This window comes from Bradyrhizobium sp. 25ACV (assembly GCF_054863005.1).
Genome location: NZ_JAVAYO010000007.1, coordinates 1 through 24,066, shown reverse-complemented (window position 1 = coordinate 24,066; position 24,066 = coordinate 1). Strand labels below are relative to the sequence as shown.

The 24,066-nt window shown below is 63.1% G+C and carries 25 protein-coding genes and 2 pseudogenes; 14 read left to right on the top strand and 13 right to left on the bottom strand.

The features are described 5' to 3' along the window. Positions 1-43: 43 nt before the first annotated feature. Positions 44-1,186, top strand: a complete 1,143-nt coding sequence (locus RAD04_RS17550; protein ID WP_461624759.1) for a GNAT family N-acetyltransferase — start codon at positions 44-46, stop codon at positions 1,184-1,186. A gap of 21 nt (positions 1,187-1,207) precedes the next feature. Here the strand turns inward: RAD04_RS17550 and RAD04_RS17545 are convergent, their stop codons facing one another. After that, positions 1,208-1,747: an RBBP9/YdeN family alpha/beta hydrolase gene (locus RAD04_RS17545; protein ID WP_461624758.1), complete on the bottom strand. Its 540-nt coding sequence runs from the start codon at positions 1,745-1,747 to the stop codon at positions 1,208-1,210. Between the two features lie 122 nt (positions 1,748-1,869). On the opposite strand from RAD04_RS17545, the gene RAD04_RS17540 reads away from it, so the two are divergent. Then, positions 1,870-2,346, top strand: coding sequence for an Lrp/AsnC family transcriptional regulator (locus tag RAD04_RS17540; protein ID WP_018321535.1), 477 nt, complete (start codon positions 1,870-1,872; stop codon positions 2,344-2,346). 60 nt (positions 2,347-2,406) lie between these two features. On the opposite strand, the gene wrbA is transcribed toward RAD04_RS17540, so the two are convergent. The 3 genes from wrbA to RAD04_RS17525 all read right to left on the bottom strand — a co-directional run bounded on the left by wrbA (position 2,407) and on the right by RAD04_RS17525 (position 4,580). Further along, positions 2,407-3,006: an NAD(P)H:quinone oxidoreductase gene (wrbA, locus tag RAD04_RS17535; protein ID WP_461624757.1), complete on the bottom strand. Its 600-nt coding sequence runs from the start codon at positions 3,004-3,006 to the stop codon at positions 2,407-2,409. An 84-nt stretch (positions 3,007-3,090) separates the two neighbouring features. Further along, positions 3,091-3,789 (bottom strand): pirin family protein, encoded by a 699-nt coding sequence (locus tag RAD04_RS17530; RefSeq protein WP_461624756.1) that lies wholly within the window; start codon positions 3,787-3,789, stop codon positions 3,091-3,093. A 38-nt stretch (positions 3,790-3,827) separates the two neighbouring features. Beyond that, complete coding sequence (locus tag RAD04_RS17525) at positions 3,828-4,580, bottom strand: SDR family NAD(P)-dependent oxidoreductase (RefSeq protein ID WP_091965993.1); 753 nt, start codon at positions 4,578-4,580, stop codon at positions 3,828-3,830. A 116-nt stretch (positions 4,581-4,696) separates the two neighbouring features. On the opposite strand from RAD04_RS17525, the gene RAD04_RS17520 reads away from it, so the two are divergent. Beyond that, entirely contained in the window at positions 4,697-5,632 is a 936-nt protein-coding gene (locus RAD04_RS17520; RefSeq protein ID WP_461624755.1) for a LysR family transcriptional regulator, read from the top strand. Positions 5,633-5,745: 113 nt separating this feature from the next. On the opposite strand, the gene RAD04_RS17515 is transcribed toward RAD04_RS17520, so the two are convergent. Next, complete coding sequence (locus tag RAD04_RS17515) at positions 5,746-6,003, bottom strand: hypothetical protein (protein WP_461624754.1); 258 nt, start codon at positions 6,001-6,003, stop codon at positions 5,746-5,748. Positions 6,004-6,524: 521 nt separating this feature from the next. Between RAD04_RS17515 and RAD04_RS17510 the strand changes: the two genes are divergently transcribed. Next, positions 6,525-7,097 carry a hypothetical protein gene (locus RAD04_RS17510; protein ID WP_461624753.1) on the top strand — a complete coding sequence of 191 codons (573 nt, stop codon included), beginning with the start codon at positions 6,525-6,527 and terminating at the stop codon, positions 7,095-7,097. 137 nt (positions 7,098-7,234) lie between these two features. Further along, on the top strand, positions 7,235-8,224 hold the full coding sequence (locus RAD04_RS17505) for a tripartite tricarboxylate transporter substrate binding protein (protein WP_461624752.1): 990 nt from the start codon (positions 7,235-7,237) through the stop codon (positions 8,222-8,224). Positions 8,225-8,291: 67 nt separating this feature from the next. Here the strand turns inward: RAD04_RS17505 and RAD04_RS17500 are convergent, their stop codons facing one another. After that, positions 8,292-10,907 carry an autotransporter outer membrane beta-barrel domain-containing protein gene (locus RAD04_RS17500; protein WP_461624751.1) on the bottom strand — a complete coding sequence of 872 codons (2,616 nt, stop codon included), beginning with the start codon at positions 10,905-10,907 and terminating at the stop codon, positions 8,292-8,294. Positions 10,908-11,221: 314 nt separating this feature from the next. On the opposite strand from RAD04_RS17500, the gene RAD04_RS17495 reads away from it, so the two are divergent. After that, the gene (locus RAD04_RS17495; RefSeq protein ID WP_461624750.1) at positions 11,222-11,566 is read left to right on the top strand and encodes a hypothetical protein; all 345 of its coding nucleotides are present in this window, start codon (positions 11,222-11,224) and stop codon (positions 11,564-11,566) included. A gap of 169 nt (positions 11,567-11,735) precedes the next feature. Here RAD04_RS17495 and RAD04_RS17490 read toward each other — a convergent pair whose 3' ends face one another. The 4 genes from RAD04_RS17490 to RAD04_RS17475 all read right to left on the bottom strand — a co-directional run bounded on the left by RAD04_RS17490 (position 11,736) and on the right by RAD04_RS17475 (position 14,876). Beyond that, positions 11,736-12,566, bottom strand: coding sequence for an adenylate/guanylate cyclase domain-containing protein (locus tag RAD04_RS17490; protein WP_461624749.1), 831 nt, complete (start codon positions 12,564-12,566; stop codon positions 11,736-11,738). Between the two features lie 60 nt (positions 12,567-12,626). After that, positions 12,627-13,094 carry a YbaK/EbsC family protein gene (locus RAD04_RS17485; protein WP_461624748.1) on the bottom strand — a complete coding sequence of 156 codons (468 nt, stop codon included), beginning with the start codon at positions 13,092-13,094 and terminating at the stop codon, positions 12,627-12,629. A 42-nt stretch (positions 13,095-13,136) separates the two neighbouring features. Continuing rightward, entirely contained in the window at positions 13,137-13,868 is a 732-nt protein-coding gene (locus RAD04_RS17480; RefSeq protein WP_461624747.1) for a haloacid dehalogenase type II, read from the bottom strand. Positions 13,869-13,952: 84 nt separating this feature from the next. Further along, positions 13,953-14,876 carry a LysR family transcriptional regulator gene (locus tag RAD04_RS17475; RefSeq protein WP_461624746.1) on the bottom strand — a complete coding sequence of 308 codons (924 nt, stop codon included), beginning with the start codon at positions 14,874-14,876 and terminating at the stop codon, positions 13,953-13,955. 110 nt (positions 14,877-14,986) lie between these two features. Between RAD04_RS17475 and RAD04_RS17470 the strand changes: the two genes are divergently transcribed. From RAD04_RS17470 to RAD04_RS17460, 3 genes are all read left to right on the top strand, one after another. Beyond that, complete coding sequence (locus RAD04_RS17470) at positions 14,987-15,691, top strand: alpha/beta fold hydrolase (RefSeq protein ID WP_461624745.1); 705 nt, start codon at positions 14,987-14,989, stop codon at positions 15,689-15,691. A gap of 128 nt (positions 15,692-15,819) precedes the next feature. Beyond that, positions 15,820-16,521 (top strand): alpha/beta fold hydrolase, encoded by a 702-nt coding sequence (locus RAD04_RS17465; RefSeq protein ID WP_461625020.1) that lies wholly within the window; start codon positions 15,820-15,822, stop codon positions 16,519-16,521. Between the two features lie 281 nt (positions 16,522-16,802). Next, positions 16,803-18,566: a caspase family protein gene (locus RAD04_RS17460; RefSeq protein ID WP_461624744.1), complete on the top strand. Its 1,764-nt coding sequence runs from the start codon at positions 16,803-16,805 to the stop codon at positions 18,564-18,566. Positions 18,567-18,965: 399 nt separating this feature from the next. On the opposite strand, the pseudogene RAD04_RS17455 reads toward RAD04_RS17460, so the two are convergent. Further along, positions 18,966-19,229 (bottom strand): annotated as a pseudogene (locus RAD04_RS17455) (winged helix-turn-helix transcriptional regulator); the annotation flags it as partial. Here RAD04_RS17455 and RAD04_RS17450 point away from each other — a divergent pair. Beyond that, positions 19,227-19,313: pseudogene (locus RAD04_RS17450) on the top strand (oxidoreductase); the annotation flags it as partial. The pseudogenes RAD04_RS17455 and RAD04_RS17450 sit on opposite strands and share 3 nt — an antisense overlap. A gap of 250 nt (positions 19,314-19,563) precedes the next feature. Here RAD04_RS17450 and RAD04_RS17445 read toward each other — a convergent pair. Next, the gene (locus RAD04_RS17445) at positions 19,564-20,448 is read right to left on the bottom strand and encodes an amidohydrolase family protein (protein ID WP_461624743.1); all 885 of its coding nucleotides are present in this window, start codon (positions 20,446-20,448) and stop codon (positions 19,564-19,566) included. 309 nt (positions 20,449-20,757) lie between these two features. On the opposite strand from RAD04_RS17445, the gene ykgO reads away from it, so the two are divergent. The 3 genes from ykgO (at position 20,758) to RAD04_RS17430 (ending at position 22,024) form a co-directional block, all read left to right on the top strand. After that, a complete protein-coding gene (gene ykgO / locus RAD04_RS17440) occupies positions 20,758-20,883 on the top strand; it encodes a type B 50S ribosomal protein L36 (protein ID WP_006611362.1) in 126 nt (41 codons plus the stop codon). A 107-nt stretch (positions 20,884-20,990) separates the two neighbouring features. Continuing rightward, complete coding sequence (locus RAD04_RS17435; protein WP_038947517.1) at positions 20,991-21,623, top strand: tetratricopeptide repeat protein; 633 nt, start codon at positions 20,991-20,993, stop codon at positions 21,621-21,623. Positions 21,624-21,763: 140 nt separating this feature from the next. Continuing rightward, positions 21,764-22,024, top strand: a complete 261-nt coding sequence (locus tag RAD04_RS17430) for a hypothetical protein (protein WP_028140081.1) — start codon at positions 21,764-21,766, stop codon at positions 22,022-22,024. Positions 22,025-22,136: 112 nt separating this feature from the next. On the opposite strand, the gene RAD04_RS17425 is transcribed toward RAD04_RS17430, so the two are convergent. Beyond that, a complete protein-coding gene (locus RAD04_RS17425; RefSeq protein WP_038947516.1) occupies positions 22,137-22,319 on the bottom strand; it encodes a hypothetical protein in 183 nt (60 codons plus the stop codon). Positions 22,320-22,662: 343 nt separating this feature from the next. On the opposite strand from RAD04_RS17425, the gene RAD04_RS17420 reads away from it, so the two are divergent. Next, on the top strand, positions 22,663-23,619 hold the full coding sequence (locus tag RAD04_RS17420) for an alpha/beta fold hydrolase (RefSeq protein WP_461624742.1): 957 nt from the start codon (positions 22,663-22,665) through the stop codon (positions 23,617-23,619). The last annotated feature ends 447 nt before the right edge of the window (positions 23,620-24,066 follow it).

Below are 24,066 nucleotides of genomic sequence, written 5' to 3'. Positions count from 1 at the left end.
ACATAATCTATCTCGAAACATTCAGTAATCGTATGCCCCGCAGATGACGTTCCTCAGCGTCGAGCAACCAGATGGCCTCGTGTCCAGCACGTCGAACATCGCTGTCGATTTCGTGCGTGACTGGCGGCAGGCCGCGTCGCGTCTGAGCGCCGGGCATCGCACCGCATTCCAGCATGGTTACTGGCTCGATGCATGGTATGAGGCGTTTCACGATCTTGCGCCGCTGATCGCGATGATCTCGGATGCCGCCACCGGCAAGGACATCGCGGTGGTGCCGATGGTCAGCCACATCAGGCGCGGCATCCGCATCGTCGAATTCGCCGATCTCGGCGTCTCTGATAACAACGCGCCGATGCTGGCGCTCGATGCCGCGTTGGACGCGGCGGCGATGGATGCGATCAGCGGGGCGCTGGTGGAGGCGTTGCGCGCCTTGCCGGACCGCTTTGACCTGCTCCGCCTGAAGAAGATGCCGACCCAGGTCGGCGGCAAGCCGAATCCGCTGGTGTCGCTCGGGCGGATCGGATCCTCATCGCTCAACGGCAATGTCGTGCTGCTGGGCGACGACTATGAGGACTACCAGGCCTCGATCAAGCGCATGCAGATGCCGCGTTGCTGGCGCGTCTTCAGCCGGCACGAAGGCGCGCGGTTCGAGATCGCCGCCGACGTTGCGCGCGCGCATGAGCTGCTGGACGTGATGGATGTCCAGCAGCAGGCGCGCATGCGCCAGCTCGGCTCGCGGTTCGTCCTCAACGACGACGCCCATGCCCGGTTTTACCGCGAGGTCGCCCGCCAGGGCGTTGCGGAAGGCTATGCAGTCGTCACAGCGCTCGTCTGCGATAGGGATATTGTCGCCACCGCGTTCGGCGTCAGATCCGGCGCGACCTATTACCTCCTACGCATCAGCCACGCCGGCAATTCATGGTCGAGCTGCTCGCCGGGACTGCTCGTCGCCGAGCGCACGATGGCGGCGCTGCATGCAGAGGGCGTGCGCCGTTTCGACCTCAGCATCGGCAATCAGGATTACAAGCGACGCTTTGGCGCCGAGAGGGTGCCGCTGACCGACGTCAGCATCGCGCTGTCCTGGCGCGGCGGTCCGTTTGCTTGGCGCGACCATGCCGCGCAGGGTCTGCGTCGCTATCCCGCGCTCGCCGACGTCGCTGCGAGGGCGATACGCAAGATGCGCTGACAGCGGCTGTCTGCTCGCCCGTCACCTCGGAAGGCCCGCGCAGAAGGCATCCAGCAATGCGCGACCCTGCGGCCAGTCGCTGAGCCCGCTCGACCCATTGATGTGGCCGAGTGCGCCCGGCACGATGAGGCCGGACTGCCAGGCGCGTGCGCGCCGCTGTGTCACCTCGAGGCTGCCATAGGGATCGTTCGTGCTGGCGATGATGAGCGAAGGGAAGCGCAGCGCGCGGTCGGGGACCGGCTTGAACGCGGCGGCCTCCGCGGGGAAGCTGGTGCCGTCAGGATCGGGGACCGCGACCAGAAATGCGCCCGCGATCGCGAATGGGAAGCGGGCGGCCCAGTGCGCCACGAGCAGGCAGGCGAGGCTGTGGGCCACCAGCACGGGCGGCTTCGCGCAGCGCCTGACCGCTCGCTCCAGCGATTGCTCCCAGTCGTCGAGCTCGGGCCGGTCCCAGCTCGTCGGCTGAAATCGTTTGAAGCACGCATCACTGCGCTCCCAGAGCGTCTGCCAATGGGTGTCGCCGGAGCCGCCTAGGCCGGGCAAGGTGATGATGTCGTGCATGATCGTCCCGTGATATCTGAAATGGAGGCGCAGTGTGGCCGGTCACGGTGCTGCGTGACATGGCAAGTCATCGGCGGAATCGATCATCTGCCGATGATCTCAAGGCGGAATGGAGAATTTTCTTGGATCGTTTCGGAAGCATCGACGCCAAGGACCTGAAGATCCTCGAGGCGCTGCAGGCCAATGCGCGCGTGCCATTGTCCGAGCTTGGCCGTTCCGTCGGCCTGTCCCAGCCGGCCGTCTCCGAGCGCGTCAAGCGGCTGGAGGAAGCCGGAATCATCGAAGGCTACGGTGCCCGGATCAACCCGCGCGCGCTCGGGCTCGGCCTGATGGCGCTGGTGCGCCTGCGCACGTCGCATGAGCACATCAAGACCTGCCTGAAAAGATTCAGCGAGATTCCGTACATCATCGAGGTCCATCGCGTGACCGGCGATGACTGCTTCGTGCTGAAAGTGCTGGTCCCGGCGCCGGAAGATCTCGAGACGATCGTGGACCGCATTGCCGGATTCGGCACTGTGACGACCTCGCTGGTGCTGCGGAGCGAACCGGCGCGGCCGATCGGCCGCGAGCTCGTCAGGAAGAAGACCGAGCGGAGCTGAGGCGGCATTCCCGAAAGAGAATGCCGCCCGTCGCATCACCGTGCAGCTCAGCCGTATAGCTCAGCCATGGAGCTTCTTGGCGGTCTCCGCGATCTGGCGGCCCTGATAGCGCGCGCCGGCGAGCTCGTTGCCGCTGGGCTGGCGGCTGCCGTCGCCGCCGGTGATCGTGGTGGCGCCGTAGGGCGCGCCGCCGGTGACTTCGTCGAGCTTCATCTGGCCGGCGAAGCCGTAGTTCATGCCGACAACGACCATGCCGAAATGCAGGAGGTTGGTGATGATCGAGAACAGCGTCGTCTCCTGGCCGCCATGCTGGGTCGCGCTCGACGTGAAGGCGCCGCCGACCTTGCCATGCAGTGCGCCCTTGGCCCAGAGCCCGCCGGCCTGATCGAGGAAGTTCGCCATCTGCGAAGCCATGCGGCCGAAGCGGGTGCCGGTGCCGACGATGATCGCGTCGTAATTGGCGAGATCCTCAATCTTGGCGATGGGGGCGGCCTGATCGACCTTGTAGTAGGAAGCTTTGGCGACCTCGGCCGGCACCAGCTCCGGCACGCGCTTGATGTCGACGGTGGCGCCGGCCTCGCGCGCGCCTTCGGCGACGGCGTTGGCCATCGCCTCGATATGGCCATAGGCGGAATAATAGAGGACGAGAACTTTGGTCATGGTGGTCTCCGTTGGGGGATTAGTTTGAATGGTTGTTTGAGGCCGTGATGGCCGGGACAAGCCCGGCCATGACGGAGAGCGTGTTTACGCTGCGTCGACGAGCACGAGCTCGGTGTCCTCGAGCGCGGTGATCTTCAGCCGGTCCTCGTCGCGGATCGCGGCGCCGTCGCGGGCGTTGACGCGCACGCCGTTGATCTCGACAGCACCCGCTGCGGGCACGAGGTAGAGATGCCGCGACTTCTGCGGCGCGTACTCCGCGCTCTCGCCGGCCTTCAGCGTAGTGGCGAGCACCCGCGCATCGGCGCGGATCGGCAGCGCGTCCGTGTCACCTTCGATCCCGCTCGCGATGGTGACGAGCTTGCCGGAGCGATCCGCCTTCGGAAACGGCTTCGAACCCCAGGTCGGCTGTCCGCCGCGCGTCGTCGGCTCGATCCAGATCTGGAAGATCCGCGTCAGGGTCGGTTCCAGATTGTACTCGGAGTGGCGGATGCCGTTGCCGGCACTCATCACCTGCACGTCGCCCGCTTCAGTGCGGCCCTCGTTGCCAAGACTGTCCTGATGGGTGATCGCGCCCTCGCGCACATAGGTGATGATCTCCATGTTGGCGTGGGGATGGGCGGGAAAGCCGGTGTTCGGAGCGATCTCGTCGTCGTTCCACACCCGCAATGCGCCGTGACCCATGTTGTTGGGGTCATAATGGCCAGCGAAGGAGAAATGATGCTTGGCCTTGAGCCAGCCGTGATCGGCGCCGCCGAGCTTGTCGAAAGGTCTGAGTTCGATCATCTGCGTAATTCCTTTGACTTGAGGGGGTGGCGCCTCGATCAGGCGCCGAACCCGCCGTCGACGTTGAGCACAGTGCCGGTGACGAAAGAGGCGTCCGGGCTTGCGAGGAAGACGATTCCGGCGGCGACTTCCTCGGGACGGCCGAAGCGTTGCAGCGCGTGCTGCTTGCGCTGGGTCTCGGCGAATTCGCCGCCATCCTTCGGATTCATGTCGGTGTCGATCGAGCCGGGCTGCACCACGTTCACGGTGATGCCGCGCGGGCCGAGATCGCGTGCGGCACCCTTGGTGTAGCCAACCACGGCGGCCTTGGTGGCGACGTAGTCGGCAAGGCCCGGGAATGAGGCGCGGTCGGCGAGCATGGAGCCGACGGTGACGATGCGGCCGCCTTCACCCATCAGCTGCGAGGCGGCGCGGATCGCCGCGATCACGCCGTGCACGTTGACCTGGTCCTGGCGGGCGAGGGCATCCGTGTCGGCATTGGCGTCGTCGATGGCACCGCCGGCGGCGACGCCGGCATTGTTGACGAGGATGTCGAGATGGCCGAATTCCTTGGCGACGTCGTTGACGAGCTGCGTGACGTCCTTCGCGGAAGCCTGGTCCGCCCTGAAAGCGCGGGCCCTGACGCCCTTGGCCTTCAACTCGGTGACGACGGCTTCCGCCTTTTCCGGCGAGGCCACATAGCTGATGGCGACATCCGCGCCTTGGTCGGCGAGAGCGCGGGCAGAGGCCGCGCCGATGCCGCGCGAACCGCCGGTGACGAGGGCGACCTTGCCTGAGAGCTTCTTGGTCATTGGATTTCTCCAGTCCTGAATGTCTGATGACCCCTTGGATAAGCCTCCTTCTGTGGTATAGAAATAGAAACTGTTGAAACGCATTGTTTCCATAAATATCCAGATGGATAGCCGCCATGGCAAAACTTCCCGATTTCGAGGCGCTCGCGATCTTTGCAAAAGTCGTGGAATTACGGTCGTTTGCGGGGGCCGCGAGCGAGCTCGTCATGTCCAAGGCGACTGTGTCCAAGGCGGTCACACGCCTGGAGGAGCGGCTCGGCGCCCGGCTGTTCAACCGCACCTCACGCCGGCTTGCGCTGACCGACGCCGGGCACAAGCTCGCCGAGCGCGCGACGCGGCTGCTGACCGACGGCGAAGCGGCAGAGAACGAGGCGTTGGCGCAATCGGTGGCGCCGCGGGGCCTGGTGCGGCTCGCCGTGCCCATGACGTTCGGCATCAAGGCGGTGGCGCCGCTGCTGCCTGAGTTCTTTGAGGCCTATCCGGAAGTCTCAGTCGATCTGCATTTGAGCGATGCGACCGTCGACCTGATCGGCGAGGGCTTTGACATGGCGGTGCGGATCGCGCGGCTGCCGGACTCCTCGCTGATCGCACGGCGGCTCTTCACCATGCCGCGCTTCACCGTGGCCGCGCCGTCCTATCTGAAGCGCCACGGCCGGCCGACGCATCCGATGCATCTGGCCGAGCACAAATGCTTCAGCTACGCCTATCTGTCGACGCCGAACATCTGGCACTACACCAATTCAGCCGGCGAGCAGGCCAGCGTGCGCCCGGGTGGACAGCTCCGCGTCAACAACGGCGAGGCCGTGATGCCGGCGTTGATCGCTGGGCTCGGCATCGCCGAGCTGCCCGAATTCATCGTTGGCGAAGCGATCTCATCGGGCGCCGTCGAAGTGATCCTGAAGGACTGGAAACAGGCCGAAGGCGCCGTGCACCTGGTGACCCCACCCGGCGGCCCCCGTCCCGCCCGCGTCGAAGCGCTCGGCGATTTCCTCGCGGCCAAGCTGCCGGGCACCTGCAAGCGGCGGGCGCGTGGGAAGGTCAAGGCGTCGTAAGAGAGCGAGCGGCCTCGACCGTCATTGCGAGCGCAGCGAAGCAATCCAGTCTGTCTCTGCGGAGATAGTCTGGATTGCTTCGTCGCTTCGCCCCTCGCAATGACGGAGCCGGACTACACCACCTTTACGCCGTCGATGGCGACGATACGCAGGGGTGGCTTCAGCGTGCCTTCCAATTGTGTCTTCAATTCGTGGACGCGCGGGTCGCGCGAGCGGGCTGCGCAGACGCCGTATTGCTGGACAGATTGCGCCAAGGCGCGCCGCGCTTCCGGTGTCCGCGTCAATTCGGGCTTCGACAGCCGCAACACGATCGCCGCGAGATTCACCAGCATCTCGTCCAGCGCGACGTCGATGGTCGCCAGATTCCGCATCGCTCACTCTCCTCGGGAGGGCAACAGCGGGTCCGGACATGCGTTCCTGGCCAAGCCGGACATGGCTAACGCTTCGTAAACGTCTTGTTCTTGCCGCCTGGCGCGTTAGGCTGGCCGCACAAAAGAAAATCAGCGGAAGGCACCATCATAGATCGACCCGATCTCCTGCGCGCCGTTGCGGCATTGCCGCTTTTAACCAAGCAGTTTCCCAAGGCGAAGAAACGCTAGGCGCCGTCGCGTTGCGGTCATAGACTTTGTTGTCTATATCCGCGCCGCGTTTTGCTTCCTGCTTCGTGTTTCTCAACAACCCGATCGACCGCTACATGATGCTTCGTCTTGTTTGCCTCGTCCTGTTCGCACTGTGCCAGGCCGGTCCCGCGCAGGCGCAAACCACCCAGCCCGCGACGGTTGCCAAGCCGGCAAAGAACGCGCCTTCCAAGCCGGCACCTGCTTCGCGGTCCACGCCGCAAGCTGCAGGACCGTGCGTCGGCGTGATATCGCTGCTGGGCGATCGCTTCATCGTGAAGAAGATCGGCGCGACCGTGTTCGGCAACGAGAACAAGGAGGTTTTGGTCGACGGTTTCGGGCTCGATGACCTCGTCGTCGAGCGTGTGAGGGCCGCGGTCGGCTCCGGTTTTGTCGTCCGCAGGATCGCCGCCGATAGATCCGCATTCAGTTCCTACGATCCAGGGCTTGGCATGTTCGTTCGCAGCGACAAGGCCGGCGCCATCGTCCGACAAGTTGCCGGTCAGGCCGGATGCAAACGCTATGTCGTCGTGATCAAGGGAATACGCCAGGGTGGATTCTTCGGCATCGGTGTCATGAAGGGCAGCCCATTGTACAACATGGCCGACATCTACGCGGTAATACGGATCTACGTTCATGACGGGCAAAGCTTCGATATTCTGAAGAGCGGCGAAGGCTCGATCAGCGGAAGCAACTTTATGACCGGGCCGCCGACGCTGCGTATCGATTGGGCGCAGTGGCCAGAACCGCCGGAAGCCGCCAACAATCCAGTGATGCGCGCGTCGACGCGGCAACTGCTCGGCAACGTCCTCGACAAGAGCCTGACTACCTTGTTGCAGTCGCAGTAGTTGAGGAGATCCGGCCAACCGGTCGACACCCCTCTCCAGGCCCCCTCCGGGGGGTGCAAGCGCACGGCTATCGCAACACAATCCATTTCGGTTAGGCTGCCTCCCAACAACGAAAACAATCGGGGAGGTACCAACCAATGAACCGCCGCGAACTCCTGAAGGCGGCTGCCGTGTTGCCGCTAGCACAGGCAACTTGCTCTCAATCAAGCTTTGCCCAAGCTCTTTACCCCTCGCGCAACATCACCATGATCGTGCCGTTTCCGGCCGGCGGACAGGCCGATCTCGCCGCGCGGCCGGTGGCGATGGCGCTGGAGCGGATCCTGGGCAAGGCCGTCATCGTCGACAACCGGGCCGGAGGCGGTGGCGGCTCGGTCGGCAATGCCGCGGCGGCACGTGCCGAGCCCGACGGCTACACGCTGCTGATGACGCTGTCCTCGCTCGCGGTGCTCCCCGAGGCCGACCGTCTGTTCGACCGGCCCGCCGCCTACGAGGTCTCGCAGTTCATGCCGATCGCGCGCGTGCTCGCCGATCCCACGCTGCTGGCGGTGCCGGCCTCCGCGCCATGGAAAACGGCGCAGGATTTCGTCGAGGATGCGAAGAAGCGGCCGGGTCAGATCACCTACGGCTCGTCCGGGCCTTACGGTACGCTGCATGTGGCGATGGAGATGTTCGCAAACAGCGCCGGCATCAAGCTCCTGCACGTGCCGTTCCGTGGCGCCGGTCCCGCGCTCACCGCGATCCTCGGCGGGACCGTGCAGGCGATCGCCGCCGCACCGGGGACGCTGAAGCCGCAGGTCGACGACGGCAAGCTCCGCGTGCTCGGCAATTGCGGCGCGCAGCGCATCGCGAGCTTTCCCGATGTGCCGACCTTCCAGGAACTCGGCTACAAGGACGTTGAGATGTACATCTGGGCGGGGCTGTTCGCACAGAGTTCTCTTCCCGCGCCGATCGCGACCCGCCTGCGCGAGGCGATGGCACAGGTGATGGCGAGTCCCGAGGTGCTCAAGGCCTTCGAAACCTCGGGCAGTCTCGTCGCCTATCAGGACGCGCCGGCCTTCTCCGAATTCGTCGCGACCGACAGCAAGCGGCTGATCGCGGCGGTGAAGAAGATCGGCAAGGTGGAGTAGGGGCTTTCGGTTGTTGTTTAAGCATGATCTTTTCGGAAAACCGCTGCGCACTTTTCCGGATCATGCTTCAGAATTCACTGCGGACCACGCCCCGCACGGTATGCCGGTCATATCCCGGCGCGAACGCGCCCTCGTAGGATGCCTTGAACGATGTTGCGGCCGTGAGGTCCCATCGGACCTCCGCACCGGTGAGCGCCACCGTGCGTGCGCGCTCGACGCCGGTGATCGCGAACGGAATGCCGGGCGCACCTTCGAGCGCAGCCGTAATGGTTGCTGCGTTGCCGGAAAATTCATGGCGTACGGCAAGGGTCGCGCCGAACTGCGCCGCGTGACCGTTCGGCATCATCATGCGGTGATGGGTGCGCAGGCCGGCCGTGCCGTAGCCGACGTCGAAGCTGCCGGCGCGCACCAGCTGATTGACGCCGGGCGCGCCGGTCTCGGAGAAGCTGCCCTGGCGCGTCGAATACCAGTCGGCCTTGGCAAATGGCTCGGCCGTAAAACCCCATCCGGTCTCGAAAGGACGTGCGATGCCGAACGACGCGGCAAAGGTATTCGCCCGCGAGGAAGCGGTTGCAGTCTGTCCCAGGAACGAGATCGTGCGGGAGGATTCCAGCGCCGCGAAGGAATAGCTGATGGCGGATGCGAGATTGAATCCCCCCGCTTCACCGCGTGCGTAGAAGCCGGCATGACCGGCATTGGCGTCGATGCGGTCGGCCCGGCCCGCCATGCGCAGCTGACCGGTCGATGCGCCGATCGCAAGGCCGGCCGTGAAGCCCGGCAGGCTCCAGAGATCGGCGCCGAGGGCCGCGCCGCCAACGGCCGTGCTGGTCCCGAAAGCAATGCTGCTCGCCGCCACCTTGTCCCAATTGCCGTACCCGCCGAACCAGACGCTCTGCACCGGTGCGGCGCGGCGACCACGCAGCGCCTTGCCGATCGGGTCCGCCGGCTCCGGGGCGTAAGCTGTGGCTGACATCCGCACGCTCTCGCCGCGCGACTGCGTGCCGGCGTTCCACATGAAGCTTTGGAATATGTCGGCCTGGTCCGCGGTGAAGCGGCGGCCGTCGGCGTGAATCTGGCCGGCGAGATCGTCGAGGCCGGCCTTGATGCCTGATGTATTGAGCGCGGCGAGCGTATTGATCGCGATGCCGAGCGGTCCTGATGCGCCGCCAGACTGCGCCTGATCCAGCGCGCCAGCCACTGCCGTCTGGTTCGGCGTCAGGCCCGACAGCGTTCCGAAGCCGCCGATCTGTTGCAGAAGGAAGTAGACATTGTTGGCATCGTAGCTGAGTTGCCCCGAGACCAGCGGGCTGCTCGAGGTCGTCAGCGTCGCGAACGTGCCGGTGACGCCGCCGGTCGCGGTGAGGATCGTATATTGGGTATTGGCGAGGAAGCCCGCGCCGAGCGGCACGATCTGCACCGTGCCGCCATTGAGTGTCGCCGTTCCGGTCGCTGCGATCTTGTCGGACTGGCCGCCGGGATTGATCTCGACCCGAAAGGTCGAGCCGGCGTTGAAGGTGACGTTGCCGCTGACATTGAGGGTCCCGATCGAATTGCCGGGGGCGATCGTGCCGCCATTGTTGACGACGATGCCGCCGACCGTGCCGGTGCCGCCGAGATAGCCGCCGTTGACGGTGACCACGGAGGGCAAGGTGCCGTTCACGATCAGGCCGCCGGCATCCACCGTGGTGGCGCCATTGAAGACGGTGGTGCCGATCAAGGTCCAGACGGAGTTGCCGTTTTTCTTCAGTTGCTCGAATTCGTCATATTGCAGGCCGGGGCCGAGATTGCCGAGGTCGAACGAGGCGCTGCCGATGCTGCCGAAGTTCAGCGTGTCGGTACCGCTACCGCCGCGAATGGTCCCGGTGATCGTCGAGCCAGGGGCGAGGCCAAGCAGATCATCGCCCCCGGACAGGTCGACCGCTCCGCTGATGCCGCCCGAGATGGTGCCGGGGTTGAAGATGGTGTCGCTGCCGGAAGAACCCTGGATGGCGAAGAAGCCGCCGGAGATCGTGCCGCCATTGATGAGTGTATTGCCGCCGGCGATGAATTGCGCGCCGGTATGACCGCCGCCGATCGATCCGCTGTCGTAGACGAGGACGACATTGCCGCTCGACGTCCCGCTGATGCGGAGTCCCGTCGTGTTTGCTCCGGTGCCGACGGCCGTCCCGCGAATGTTGACGAGATTGTCGTCCGAATTGTCGATGACGATGGCTGCTTCGGCATTGCCCGTCCCCTCCGCAATCCCGCCGGCCGCGATCGTCACATTGTTGTGGATCGATCCATTGGAGAGCAGCACCGCCCCGCTATAGGTCGAGGCCGTCGCCTGATCGCTGACGGTGACGCGCGAGCCGATGGTGCCGTCGAAAACGACCGCGGGAATCCCGGCGCCCGGCAGCAGCGACGTCGGCGTGCCGTCGCCGATATTGACCGTGACGTTGCTGCGGCCGGTGGCGTTGATGTGGTCGGTGTTGCCGAGGCCGGTGCAGGTCGCAACGTCGCCCGAATTGAGCGCGCCGATCGTGCCGGTGCCCGCCACCGTGCAGGCCGCGAGGGCCGGGCCGGTCGTCAGGGCCGGGAGTGCAACGAGCACCAGCGGGGCCAGTGCCGTGGTGACGAGCAGTCTGCTACGCCGGATGGCGGCCGTTGTGGTGTTTTGCGCACAGATCGGTATTGCGGTCGGCATCGACGGATTCCCTCATTCCAGCGCAATTGCTAGCGGGGCCGTCGCCGCGGTTCTTGGCGTTATGCGAAATGCCCTATGGCCAAAGGCGCAAGCCGCCGGTTTGCGCTGGCCCTGTTGCGGCGGTGCCACGGACCGTGGCGCCGCTTGTCGTCAGAGCACGTGGGCAAAAGCGCAGGGGGGATGACGTTGCGGGCAACCCGAATATCGAGGGTGAATTGGGTTCCGAAGCCATTTTCACTTTTTGTTGTTGGTTCAGAACCGGGTCCTGCCTCATTGATTGATGAAAATCGATGGGAATTAAGAAGGATCGGGACATGCGAACAGAGCGGATTGCGCTGGGTGTGGCGCTCGCGGTCGGCGGCATCGTCGCGCAGGGCGCTGCATTCGCCCAGGAATATCGCGGCACCATGGAACAGCAGATGGCATGTACGCCGGACGTCTGGCGTCTTTGCAGCGACCAGATCCCGGACGTGAGCCGGATCACCGCCTGTCTGCAGCAGAACACGCCGCAGCTGTCGAGCGGCTGCCGTGCCGTGTTCCAGTCCAACAACCAGATGCCGCCGCAGCAGCAGGTCCCGCGCAACCGCGCCGCACCGCCGCGCTATAACAATGCGCCGCCGCCACCTCCGCCGCGCCCCTATGACGATTACGACGATTAGGCTCTGAAGGGCGCATGATCCGGAAAATTGCGCAGCGCTAAAGCACGATCCGGAAAAGTGCGAAGCGGTTTTCCGGAAAGATCATGCGTAAACAACAACCTAAAGCGCGATGACGATTCATCCAGATCTCATCGCGCTTTAGGCGCGACGACGCGTCGTGCCGCCCCGTTCAGCGCTCCGTCTTGCTGTCCGATTCAGGTCGTTGTCCAAGCACCATCCGCAGGACGACACCGAAGAGAATGGCTGCGACCGGCCAATGGAACCAGATCTTATTGCCAGTGAAAAGATTAATCAGAATCAGGAAGGCCGACACCGTGAGGGCCGCTGCCAGCGGGCGGGGCAGCTTTGCGAGCCAGTCCGAGACGACACTCGTCGCCGAAGACAGCTCGCGCCTGTCTTCCATTCGCGGAGCACGCGCTCTCTCTGAGACAGCTGCGCTTGCCTCGATCGGGACGCTTCCCGGCACCGCAGTTTGGCTACCCAGGGTCAGCCGATAGCTGGTCAGGGGCGCGATGTTCTTCAGGGGACGCTGGCCGAGACAGTCGAAGCCAACCGATAATTTGTTGTGCACCTGGTCATAGACCGAGCTCGAGATCACGACGCCGCCGGGCTCAGCGAGCTCTTGCAGCCGTGCTGCGATATTGACCCCGTCGCCATAGATGTCGGAGCCGTCCACCATCACATCGCCGAGGTTGATGCCGATGCGAAACCGCATCGGGCTCGCCTGAGGCGCGTCCGCAGCCTGACTGGAGATTTCCTGCTGAATTTCGACCGCGCATTGCACGGCCTCGACGACGCTGGCGAACTCGGCGATCACGGCATCGCCCCAGGTATTCACGATGCGGCCGTCACGGCGCTCGACCAATCGCGCGATGGCGGTGCGGTAGCGGCGGAGCGTCTCCAGCGTTCCGGTCTCGTCTGCTTCCATGAGACGAGAATAGCCGTACACGTCAGCGCACAGCACGGTGGTCAGTCGTCGCTTCACCTTGTCGTCGGTCATGGTCGTTATGCTAGCCTCCCTGACCGGCAAATGCACCAGGCATCGCAGCCCGTGCCCGCCTTACGGCCTGACCTCGCAGACGTCGACCCATTCGGCGGCGGTCAGCTCGGCCATCCGGTCGGGGGTAATGCGCACCGCGCTGTGGGTCGAGCCCGCGGCCGGGACCACCACGTCGAAAGCCTTCAGGGAGAGGTCGCAATAGATCGGCAGCGGCGACTTCAGCCCGAACGGGCAGACGCCGCCGACCTCGTGTCCGGTGATGTCGGCGACCTCGTCCAGCCCCAGCATCTTCGGCTTGCCGCCGAACTGTGCCTTGACCTTCTTGTTGTCCATGCGCGAGGTGCCGGCGGCGACGATCAGGATCACGCGTTCGCCGACGCGCAAGCTCAGCGTCTTGGCGATCATTCCGGGCTCGACGCCATAGGCTTCGGCGGCCAGCGGCACCGTGGCCGAGCTGATCGGGGATTCCATGACGGAGATGTCGGGGGCTTTCTCGGCGAAAAAGGCGCGAACGGATTCCAGGCTCATTCCGGGCAGCTCATGTCAGACTTTGCGGGCGGGCGGCGATGCCTAAGCAATCATTGGCAGCTCGGAGAGCGCCCGGACACGATGATCCGGCGCAAAGCCAAGCTCGTCCATCTGGGTGCGGATCGCCCTGAACATGGTCAGCGGTGCCACGAGTTCGTTCTCGACGCAAGCCAGCGCCATCGCCTCCGGCGTCACCCGCTCGATCCAGGCGACATTCAGCCCGAACGCCTTCGCGCCCGCCACGTCCCAGGGGTTGGAGGACACGAACAGAGTCTCGCTCGGTGCGGTGCCGAGCACTTCCCCGATCAGCATGTAGGCCTCCGGACTCGGCTTGAAGATCTTCTTGGCGTCAACGCTGATGGTGGCATCGAGCAGACGATCGAGCTTGGTGTTGCGCACCAGCGCATTCAGCATGTCCGGGCTGCCGTTGGAGAGGATGGCGAGCTTTCGCGGCTTGAGCGCTGCGAGCGCGCTTGTCGCATCCGGATAGAGATCGAGATGCAGATATTTTTCGATCACCCGCTCGAAGGTCTCGCTCTCATAGTCCAGCCCGAGCACGCGCAGCGTGTAGGCCAGCGAGTCGCGGGTGACCGCGGCAAAATCCTGGTAACGCCGCATCAGCGAGCGCAGCCAGGTGTATTCGAGCTGCTTGATGCGCCAGACCTGCGTGATGATCTCGCCGTAACCCGGAAACGCGTCCTCGGTGATCTCAGCCACCGACTGGATGTCGTAGAGCGTCCCGTAGGCGTCGAAGACGACGGCTTTGTGGCTCATGGGCTGTCCTTCCAGGATCGTTGTGGGCGCAGGGACTCGGCTTCGTGAGTGCGCATGAGCTCAACCCATCCTGCCGACCGCCAATCATTGAACTTCGGCATAGCGGATGATGCTCTGATTCTGAACGCTTGCGATCAATTCATCTGCGCGAGACAAAAGCCGTTGGAGCAACGGGGAGGAATTTGCCTGGTTGAACCCCAAAGCTAAATCGACAGTTGGCGCTCCTCCCTCGATCGCTCTGGCAACAACGTTGGGTGCCAGCATGTTCTGCGCATAGAGGGGGACAAGGCTGATTCCGCCTGTGGACGCTACGAGCGACATTGCCGACGATATATTCTCGCCTTCGTACTTTGCCTTGAGCGTGATCCCAACCCTGGATGCATAGTCATCAATGACGGCTTGCAGCACCGGAGAGGTTCTTGCCGAGCTGACGTAGATTTCCCCGGCGAGATCTTGCGGCCGAATCTTTTTGCGGGAAGCCAAACGATGGTCAGCCGGAAGCACAGCAATCAAGGGCTCCTTCGCCAGCATCTTAAAGATTAGACCCGCACTCTCTTTCTCGGGCCGAAGGAAGGCGATATCCAACTTTCCTCGCATCAACGCGAGCGTGAGTTCCGGGGAGGATTGAGTGCAGAGCGTGACTTCGACCTCGGGTGCTTCCTCGCGGAGGATCCGCAACAGATGGGGTAGCCACATGACCTCCAATCCAACCAGGAATCCCATGGAAAGCGCGGGTCGCTGCGGTTCGGCCGTCCGCCGGGCACCATCAGTCGCCGCCTCGACTTGCAAGAGCGCCAGCCGAGCGTGATCGAGAAACACTCTTCCTGCGGCTGTCAGCGTCACGCCGCGGGCCTGGCGCTCCAATAGCTGTACTCCAACTTCGTTTTCCAGATCGCGAATCTGTCGACTCAAAGACGGCTGCGATGTGTTCAGCCGCCGCTGGGCAGCGGTCAAAAAGCTGCCTTCCTCCGCCACGGCAACGAAATAGCGCAAATGCCGAAGTTCCAATTCGCCCTCGTATATCTTTGAGGCATAGCTCCGAGCGTACAAGGTCTTAGTCATCAACAGAAGGGGGATTTAGCTTCGCGCAGTTTCAAACCATTAAGGGACAAGGAAGAATGTCGACAACCTCCAAGCCTAGCATCGTGTTCTGTCACGGCCTCTGGGCCGATGGCTCCTGCTTCAGCAAGGTCATCCCCGCTTTGCAGGCCGACGGTCACGAGGTGATCGCCGTCCAATACGGGCTCAATAATTATGCGGATGACGTGGCGACCGTGAAGCGCACGCTGGGACGGGTCAGCAGCCCCTCAATCCTCGTCGGTCACTCGTATGGAGGAGCCACCATCACGGGCGCGGGGACCGACGGCCGCGTCGCCGGCCTGGTTTATATCGCTGCCGTCGTTCCGGATGTCCAGGAGACCGTGCAGAGCCAGCTCAACAAATACCCGACCGAAATCTTCTCCCAGATCGAGGTCGCGGGCGGACGCGTCTGGATCAAGCCGGAAGGCGTCAAGTACTTCGCGGGAGACCTTCCCGAGCAGGAGCAGAAGCTGGTGTGGGCGACCCATTACCCGCCGGCTGCCGACTTGCTCGAGCAGCAGAAGCTCGATGAGGTCGCCTGGAAGTCCAAGCCGAGCTGGTACATCCTCGCCCGCAAGGACCAGACCGTGCATCCCGATCTTCAGCGTTTTCTGGCGAAGCGCATGAATGCGATCACCGTCGAGACCGATAGCAGCCATGTCACCATGCTCTCGCAGCCCGACGTGGTCATCGAGGTCATTCGCAAGGCTGCTGCGGCTGTCGAAGGCGGTCAGTCGAAATAAATCACGGTTCGCCCGCGAGGGAGGCGCGTTCAAGGCGTCTCCCTTGTTCGATTCGGGTGATTTCGAAAGACGCAGCTGCATCCTTCGACAGAAATTCGGGCTGCAATCGCGCCTCCTAAGGAGTGCCCATGTCCACCACATCGAAGCCAACAATCGTCTTTTGTCACGGTATCTGGGCTGATGGCTCGTGCTTCAGCAAGGTCATTCCTGCGTTCCAGGCGGATGGCCACGAGGTCATTGCCGTCCAATATGGTTTGGACTCCTATGAAGAAGACCTTGCGACGGTGAAGCGCACGCTCAACCGCGTCGGCAGCCCGGTCCTCCTCGTCGGCCATTCCTATGGCGGAGCGACCATCACGGGCGCCGGCACCGATGATCGCGTGGTTGGCCTGGTCTACATCGCAGCGGTTGCGCCCGATGCGGGCGAGACCGTGCAAGACCAGCTCAACAAATTCCCGTCGGACATTTTCTCACGTGTCGAGGTCGCAGACGGTCGTGCCTGGATGCTGCCGAACGGCACCGAGTTTTTCGCCGGCGACCTTTCCGAGGCTGAGCAGAAACTGGTATGGGCCACCCATTATGCGCCCGTCGCCGATCTGTTCCAGCAGCAGAAGCTTAGCGCTGACAAGGTCGCGTGGAGATTGAAGCCGAGCTGGTACATCCTGGCTACTGGAGACCACACCGTGCATCCCGACTTGCAACGCTGGGTCTCGAAGCGCATGGGCGCGACGGTCACGGAGGTGGCGAGCAGCCACGTGCCGATGCTCTCCCGGCCCGAAATTGTGATCGACGTCATTCGCAAGGCGGCAGCCGCCGTTCAAAAAGGCTGATCGAAGTCGGCGTTGGCATGGACGAAGCCGTCGTAGGGCGGCTTCACTCCTCTGTTCGCGACAGTTCGGGGTGGGTCAATTGTGGGCACAAGAACTCCGCTTGGGGGAGTACGCGCTGTCGTCAGCTTACCAAGGCACGGCGGAAGTTTGCCACTGCAGGCATGATCGGTGGCTTGTGATCTAAAGGGGCATGGCATCGAAGTGTGATTGACGTCACAGAGCCAATGCTTGCCTTTCATCAGGCTCGACGTAGGCTGCGCACACTTTGATCGGGGCCTACAATGGGCGCTCTTCGCTGGTTTTCATTATTCTTTTTCATCTGGCTGACCTGCGGTTCGGCGCATGCCGAGCGTCGCGTGGCGCTGGTGATCGGTAACTCGGCTTATGAAAAGGTCGCGCGGCTCGGCAATCCCTCCAGCGACGCAGCACTCGTGGCGGAAACCTTGAAGGCTGCTGGCTTCGATCTTGTCGACCTGCGTCATGACCTAAAAGTAGCTGATATGAGGCGGGCGCTGCGGGACTTTATCGAGCAGTCCCGCGATGCCGAGGTTGCGGTCGTTTACTATGCAGGTCATGGCATCGAGGTTGATGGGGTCAATTATCTCGTCCCGATCGATGCTGTCCTCGAACGTGACACTGACATTTATGACGAGGCAATGTCGCTGGATCGGGTGCTAGTAGCGATCGAGCCTGCGAAAAAGTTGCGGCTGGTGGTTCTTGACGCATGCCGTGACAGCCCGTTCTCGAAGGTGATGAAGCGGACCCTCGCTTCCAGGGCGATTGGGCGCGGCCTCGCAAAGGTAGAACCGTCAAGCCCCAACACCCTGATTGCCTTCGCATCAAAGGCAGGTTCAACAGCGCTGGATGGTGATGGCAGGAATAGTCCGTTCACGGCGGCGATGGTTCACCACGTCACCAAGCCAGGCCTGGATCTGCGAAAGGCTTTTGGTTACGTCCGCGACGAAGTCTTGAAGTCTACCGCCAATAGGCAAGAGCCATATCTCTACGGCTCGCTTGGAGGCGATGATCTTTCGCTTGTCCCGGCAGCGGCGGCGCCGTCACCAACAGGACCGCAGGCTGATCCTCAGACGGCGATCCGAAGGGACTACGAGCTGGCGCTCCAACTCGGCACCCACGATGGCTGGGAAGCCTTTCTGTCTCAATATCCAGATGGCTTCTATGCCAACCTTGCGAGAGCGCACGCGAAAAAAATCGCTGCAGAAGAGGCGCGGGCAGCTGCCGCTGAAAAGGCGAGGCTAGCGGAGCAGGAGAGGGTCCGACTTGCTGCAGAAGGTGCAAGACAGTTCGAGATAGAAAAAGCAGCAGCGGCTGCCAAGGCTGCTGAAGAGGCCCGCATCGCTGCCGAGAAGGTCAAGCAGATCGAGCAGGACAAGGCTGCTGCCGCTGAAAGAGCTCGTCTGACAGCCCAGGAGAACGCGGCACGGGAACTCGCAATTCGAGAGAAGGCCTCGCGAGAAAACAACCAGCAAGTCGCTGCTCTACCACCTCCCGTCGAGACGGAGCAGATCAGCGCCGATACAGCGCGCGCGCTGCAAGCCGAGCTACGTCGCGTGGGATGCAATGTGGGCGTTGTGGACGGCGTTTGGGGTGAGCCCTCGCAGAAAGCCCTCGACCTCTTCAACAAGCACGCGGGCATGAAACTGAATGTGAGCGTCGCCACTACCGACGCGCTCGACGCTGTCAAAAACAAGGGCGGGCGAATATGTCCGCTGATTTGCGAGAACGGCTACCGCGCGGAGGGGGACCGCTGCACGAAAATCAGCTGCCGCAAGGGCCACGTCCTGAACGACGAGAATGAGTGCGAGAAGAAGGGCGCATCGCCTGAAGCAAAGAAAAAGCCGGAGCTGCAGCACCGCGAAGTAAGACCCTCTTCGTCGTCCGCCGTCACGCGCGCTGATGCGGCTCTATCTAACGGCACCTACCAGAAATGCATGGGCCCCATCACGGGATGTTACGCAAGGGCTATTCAGCAGATGGACCCGCAGAGAGCCAAAATCTGGTGCAGTCGGCAGCCGACGTGCTGAATCACTCAGGCGGTGGAGTCGTTCCACGGTCGAGGTGCAAGGCGCATGCTCTCAATGATCGATTTGCTTTCTTTCCGGGTCAATTCTTAGGTGAAATCTCCTAGGTAAAATCTGACTTTACGCTGAATCGAGGGGGCGGTTGATGTCGAGGATTTTTGCAGTTCTTTTGATTGTGATGTGTTCGCTGGTGTTTGCGGTCGAAGCGAGGGCTCAGGTGCACAGTCCAGCAGCCAAGATGAGCTCTGACAACGGACAATGTCCCACCGGAAGTTGCGCCATGGACGGTTCGGCTTTTGCAAAACACCGCAAATTTTGTTCGCCAGCCAACTGTCTAAACAACCGCTTTAAGAGGAAGCAGACGCAGTAGAGTTTGCATGGTGTTCGATGCAACCATTCAAGCTAGACAGTCGGCTGACCTCCTCGCCGCGTCCAGGTTGCCCGCTCGGCGAAGACCTGGCTGACCTCCGCCATGTGCTCCGTGCCCCACGTGCAGAGCGGCACGAGAGCCTGGGCCAGACTGTGGCCCAACGGGGTGAGGCTGTAGTCCACCCGCGGCGGCACCTCCTTGTAGTCGGTCCGCTTCACGAGCCCGTCGGCCTCCCGCTCCTTCAACTGCTGGATCAGCACCTTGTCGCTGACGTCGCGGATGGCGCGCCGGTAGCGGTGGCCGCGTTCCTGGCGTCCTCGGACAGCAGCTTCATGACCGGCGGCGAGGTCTTCGTCGATGGCGGCCTGGCGCAAGTCTGAAACCTCAGGTCTGAAACCTCAGGTCGGAAGCCTTCCGCTAGGTGTCAGGGGGACGGTGCGCTCCCTCCCGCTTGCGAGGGCTGGAGTGGGGGTGTCGCCGCATCGGGAAAGTCATCGTGTGGAGAAAGCCCCCACCCGCCGCGCTCAGGTGCGCAAGTGCGCTGCCGAGCGCGTCGACCTCCCCCGCACGCGGGAGAGGTTGCAGCGAGCCCGTGGCGCCTCAGGCGATTCCACCTACAGCCATTCCGCTTCAGATCCCCAGCAGCTTCCGCGCGTTCGCCTTGAGCACCTTCGGCCGGATCTCGTCGCGGATCTCGATCTTGGCGAAGTCCGACAGCCAGCGGTCCGGCGTGATCACCGGCCAGTCCGAGCCGAACAGCATCTTGTCCTGCAGAATCGAGTTGATGTAGCGCACCAGGATCGGCGGGAAGTATTTTGGCGACCAGCCGGAGAGGTCGATATAGACGTTCGGCTTGTGGGTCGCGACCGACAGCGCTTCTTCCTGCCAGGGGAAGGAGGGATGCGCCAGGATGATCTTGAGGTCGGGGAAATCAGCCGCGACGTCGTCCATGTACATCGGGTTGGAATATTTCAGCCGCATGCCCATGCCGCCGGGCATGCCCGATCCGACGCCGGTCTGGCCGGTGTGGAAGAGCGCGACCGCGCCGCCATTGTTGATCTCTTCGTAGAGCGCATAGGCCATGCGGTCGTTGGCGTAGAAGCCCTGCATGGTCGGGTGGAATTTGAAGCCGCGCACGCCGTATTCCTCGATCAGCTTGCGCGCCTCGCGTGAGCCGAGCTTGCCCTTGTGCGGGTCGATCGAGACGAAGGGGATGAGGACGTCGAGATGGTCGGAGGCGGCCTCGATCATCTCGTAATTGTTGTAGCGGCGGAAGCCGGTCTCGCGCTCGGCGTCGACCGGGAAGATCACGGCGGCGATGTTCTTGGAGCGGTAGTAGGCCGCGGTCTCAGGCACCGTCGGCGGATGCTTGTTCGGCGACTTGAAATACTCCGCCATCTGCGCCTGGAAATCGTCATAACCATCGTCGGGGTGGCAGCCGCAGGGCTCCTCGGCGTGGGTGTGGATGTCGATGGCGACGACATCGTCGATATTGGGCAGCTTCAGCTTCGGCATGGGTTTCCTCCCGACGGGTTGCCAAATTGATTATATGATATAACGAATTTGGCAAGGTGTCGTCGAAAGGTCTGATTCCCCGGGGATAAATCGGGCCGATCCGGCCGCTTTGACGGTGCATGGGGTTGTTTTCACGAATTTGCCGGTTCGGAACGGGGCAGTTAACATTGACATGACCTCCCGCCATGCCTTAAGAACCGCCCCGTCCCGGGCGGTCGTCCGCCGGCGGGAAAAATCTCATTTTGCCACATTCGCGCGTGCCGAAACGGTAGTGCCGAACACGGCCTTTCGAACGTTCAGGATTCCGCCATGAAGGTCCGTAACTCGCTGAAATCGCTGCGCGGTCGCCATCGCGCCAACCGCCTGGTCCGCCGCAAGGGCCGGGTCTATGTGATCAACAAGGTGCAGCGCCGCTTCAAGGCTCGTCAGGGCTGATATTGCCCTGCCGGACGCCCGCGCGCGCCCCGCAAGACCACGGTCTCACACGAGTTTGACGCCGCCTTTGCTTTGCAAGGGCGGCTTTGCGCGTTTAGACTTTGACCATGGCAGTGAGATTCCTCTTCGCGCGCACCTTGTGTCTGGCCCTTGTGCTGGGAACCTCCGGCCTTGCTCCGGCCCTGGCACAGCAGGTTGATCCACCCGGCAAGCAGAAGAAGCTCCCCGAGGCGCCGGCCAAGCTGCCCAAGGTCGATCGCAACAAGAATCTCGAATTCCTGTTCGGCGCGCTGAAGGCGGCGCCCGACGAGGCCAGCGCCAAGCATGTCGAGGCGCGGATCTGGGCAATCTGGCTGCAGACCCCGAGCGACACCGCGGCGCTGTTGATGGCCCGCGCCAAGACCGCGGTCGACGCCAAGAAGATCGAGGTCGCGATCAAGCTCTTGGATTCGGTCATCAAGCTCAGGCCCGACTACATCGAGGCCTGGAACCGGCGCGCCACGCTCTACTACATGCAGAATGACTATGGCCGTTCGCTCGCCGACATCCAGCAGGTGCTGATCCGCGAGCCGCGCCATTTCGGCGCGCTCGCAGGCCTCGGCATGATCATGCAGGAAGTCGGCGACGAGAAGCGCGCGCTCGAGGCCTATCGCAAGGCGCTCGCCGTCAATCCGCATCTCGAAAAGATCCCCGACCAGGTCAAGGCGTTGACCGAGAAGGTCGAGGGACGAGATATCTAGCGCACGATCCGGACGCGGATAGTTTGATCATCTTCCGAGTGATGGCCGCCTGCGCCGATTAACCACGATCGGAAGCGCGGCATCGTGAGGACTATTGCCGACCCAGCCGCAGGCCTACCTGCATGGCAGGAGCAAAAGCCATGAAGCGTTTGATCTTTGCGGGTAGCTTGCTGCTCGCGTCGGGGACGGTGAGCTTCGCCGACGGACTTTTCTGGGTGGTCGGCAACCGCGCCACCGGAAAATGCAACATCGTGACCAGCAATCCGGTCATCATCGGCGATATCTGGTTCGGCGACGGTCCCTACAAGTCGAGGGCCGATGCCAAGCTTGCCCGTTCGACGATCCGCGCCTGCCCCGCACTTACGCCGGACGAGGAAAAGGACGAGGACGGAGCGAACTAGTCTGCGTGCCAAGCATGATCCGGATCCGAAGGGCCGCGTTGGCGAAAAGTGTGCAGCGGTTTTCCGACACGATCATGCTCGATAGAGAGCCTAAAGTGCGGTCCACCGCGCTTTAGTGCAGGGCGTTGCCGCCGCGCTCGACCAGGCCGTGATCGGCGGCTGCGGCGTAAGCCTTTGCAAGCTCCGATTCCAGGTGCTCGTTGATCAGCAGCAGCGCCCGCACGGCACCGCGCAGGTCGCCGTTGCAGCTCGCCACGATCTCGTCGATCGCAGTGTCGTTCGATCTGAAGCTCATCGAAAATCCTCCGGTTCAAATCAGGACAAATCCTGCCGGTCTTTCCCGCATCCCCTGAGGTTGCCCTGGGGCCTGCGAGGAGGATCGGCGCCCACCCGCGCCTAGATGGCGGAACCGACCATGGCGATTATATGGAGGCCGCGATGACGGCCCCATGATGCTGTTCGGAGGCTTGCGTGTCCTCCTCGAATATTGTTGATTCCATTGAGTTTTCACGTTCTTCAATTATGCACATATCCACAGCCCCGGCAGTTTCGGCGCAAGTCCGGAAAGCCGCCGGAGCGAAACTGCCACCCGTAACGCCCGTAACTGCCCTGTGCCCAGGCTTACCCGGATTCTCTCCATGATCGTGATGTCAGTCGTGACGGCGCTGGTTTTGCTGGCGCTGGTCACGCAGGCTGGAATTGTCGCCGTTCAGCGCGCCTTTCCGCCGCAGGGCGGGATGGTCGAGGTCGACGGCGCGACGCTTCACGTCGTCGATATCGGTCCGCGCGATGCAGGCCTGCCGATCGTGATGCTGCACGGCGCCAGCTCCAATCTCGAAGCGATGCGGCGCCCGCTCGGCGACCTGCTCGCCAAAGACCATCGCGTCATCCTGGTCGACCGTCCCGGCCATGGCTGGAGCACGCGCGCGCGGCGCCAGGATTCCACGCCGCAGATCCAGGCGCGGATGATCGATGAGGCGCTTGGCAAGCTCGGCATCGATCGCGCGGTCTTCGTCGTGCATTCCTGGAGCGGCGCGCTCGGCGCCCGGATCGCGCTCGATCATCCCGGCCGCGTCGCCGGCCTCGTCATGCTCGCCCCCGTCACCCATCCCTGGCGCGGCGGTGTCGGCCGTTACAATGAGTTCATCGCAACGCCGGTGATCGGTCCGCTGCTCGCCTACACGATCACCCTGCCGCTCGGCTACTTTCTGGCCGAGCCCGGCGCGCGCAACGTGTTCCTGCCGCAGATGATGCCGGATGGATTCGTGCAGGACTCCGCGACGCCGCTGCTGCTGCGACCGCGCGAGTTCATCGCCAATGCCTATGATCTGGTGACGCTGAAGGAGGCGGTGACTGCGCAAGCCGCGCGCTATGGCGAGATATCGGCGCCGGTCACGATCATTGCCGGCGAGCCCGACAAGACGGTGAAGACCAACATCCACGCGCGCCCGTTCGCAGCCATGGTGCCGAATGCGAAGCTGATCGTGCTGCCCGATCTCGGCCACATGGTGCAGAACGCCGTGCCGGAGCTCGTGAAGACGGAAATCGAGACGATGATCGGGAAAATCGCCCCGGCGCAGGCGGCCGCCGATTAGAGCGTCTTCGAGCGAAGTGGCTGCTCCCGTAGCCCGGATGCAGCGACTTGTCCGCCATAGCTCGAAGAGCGACGGCGGAAGCGCAATCCGGGGCCGCTCCCGGCATCTCGCACCGTCCCGGATTACGCTGGCGCTCCATCCGGACTACGGCACCGAGAGCCTGTGTCGCCCTCTGTCAATCCAATTCGCTAAAAATATTCCACTTTACCGAAATTCGGTTTCGGCGTATGTGTCGCCCATCCCGGCTCACCCAAGAGGGGCGATCATGTGTCGTCACTATCGCGAGCCGGGCTTGCGGTGGACGCGGCAGCGTCGGCACGAGATGGTACGGGCAGGGCGGGTAGTCCCTGTGAGCCCGAAACCGCGTGTAGATGAGCGGCGCTGTTCAGTTCGTCTCGCCACATTCTTTCGGCAACGTCGACAAGGCCGGGAGATAATGTGGTGACC

What these genes read in the sequence shown, in the direction of transcription:
- RAD04_RS17550 (WP_461624759.1), top strand. Translation starts at nt 44, where the DNA reads ATGACGTTCCTCAGCGTCGAGCAACCAGATGGCCTCGTGTCCAGCACG.
- RAD04_RS17545 (WP_461624758.1), bottom strand. Translation starts at nt 1,747, where the DNA reads ATGCACGACATCATCACCTTGCCCGGCCTAGGCGGCTCCGGCGACACC.
- wrbA (WP_461624757.1), bottom strand. Translation starts at nt 3,006, where the DNA reads ATGACCAAAGTTCTCGTCCTCTATTATTCCGCCTATGGCCATATCGAG.
- RAD04_RS17530 (WP_461624756.1), bottom strand. Translation starts at nt 3,789, where the DNA reads ATGATCGAACTCAGACCTTTCGACAAGCTCGGCGGCGCCGATCACGGC.
- RAD04_RS17525 (WP_091965993.1), bottom strand. Translation starts at nt 4,580, where the DNA reads ATGACCAAGAAGCTCTCAGGCAAGGTCGCCCTCGTCACCGGCGGTTCG.
- RAD04_RS17520 (WP_461624755.1), top strand. Translation starts at nt 4,697, where the DNA reads ATGGCAAAACTTCCCGATTTCGAGGCGCTCGCGATCTTTGCAAAAGTC.
- RAD04_RS17515 (WP_461624754.1), bottom strand. Translation starts at nt 6,003, where the DNA reads ATGCGGAATCTGGCGACCATCGACGTCGCGCTGGACGAGATGCTGGTG.
- RAD04_RS17505 (WP_461624752.1), top strand. Translation starts at nt 7,235, where the DNA reads ATGAACCGCCGCGAACTCCTGAAGGCGGCTGCCGTGTTGCCGCTAGCA.
- RAD04_RS17500 (WP_461624751.1), bottom strand. Translation starts at nt 10,907, where the DNA reads ATGCCGACCGCAATACCGATCTGTGCGCAAAACACCACAACGGCCGCC.
- RAD04_RS17495 (WP_461624750.1), top strand. Translation starts at nt 11,222, where the DNA reads ATGCGAACAGAGCGGATTGCGCTGGGTGTGGCGCTCGCGGTCGGCGGC.
- RAD04_RS17490 (WP_461624749.1), bottom strand. Translation starts at nt 12,566, where the DNA reads ATGACCGACGACAAGGTGAAGCGACGACTGACCACCGTGCTGTGCGCT.
- RAD04_RS17485 (WP_461624748.1), bottom strand. Translation starts at nt 13,094, where the DNA reads ATGAGCCTGGAATCCGTTCGCGCCTTTTTCGCCGAGAAAGCCCCCGAC.
- RAD04_RS17480 (WP_461624747.1), bottom strand. Translation starts at nt 13,868, where the DNA reads ATGAGCCACAAAGCCGTCGTCTTCGACGCCTACGGGACGCTCTACGAC.
- RAD04_RS17470 (WP_461624745.1), top strand. Translation starts at nt 14,987, where the DNA reads ATGTCGACAACCTCCAAGCCTAGCATCGTGTTCTGTCACGGCCTCTGG.
- RAD04_RS17465 (WP_461625020.1), top strand. Translation starts at nt 15,820, where the DNA reads ATGTCCACCACATCGAAGCCAACAATCGTCTTTTGTCACGGTATCTGG.
- RAD04_RS17460 (WP_461624744.1), top strand. Translation starts at nt 16,803, where the DNA reads ATGGGCGCTCTTCGCTGGTTTTCATTATTCTTTTTCATCTGGCTGACC.
- RAD04_RS17445 (WP_461624743.1), bottom strand. Translation starts at nt 20,448, where the DNA reads ATGCCGAAGCTGAAGCTGCCCAATATCGACGATGTCGTCGCCATCGAC.
- ykgO (WP_006611362.1), top strand. Translation starts at nt 20,758, where the DNA reads ATGAAGGTCCGTAACTCGCTGAAATCGCTGCGCGGTCGCCATCGCGCC.
- RAD04_RS17435 (WP_038947517.1), top strand. Translation starts at nt 20,991, where the DNA reads ATGGCAGTGAGATTCCTCTTCGCGCGCACCTTGTGTCTGGCCCTTGTG.
- RAD04_RS17430 (WP_028140081.1), top strand. Translation starts at nt 21,764, where the DNA reads ATGAAGCGTTTGATCTTTGCGGGTAGCTTGCTGCTCGCGTCGGGGACG.
- RAD04_RS17425 (WP_038947516.1), bottom strand. Translation starts at nt 22,319, where the DNA reads ATGAGCTTCAGATCGAACGACACTGCGATCGACGAGATCGTGGCGAGC.
- RAD04_RS17420 (WP_461624742.1), top strand. Translation starts at nt 22,663, where the DNA reads ATGATCGTGATGTCAGTCGTGACGGCGCTGGTTTTGCTGGCGCTGGTC.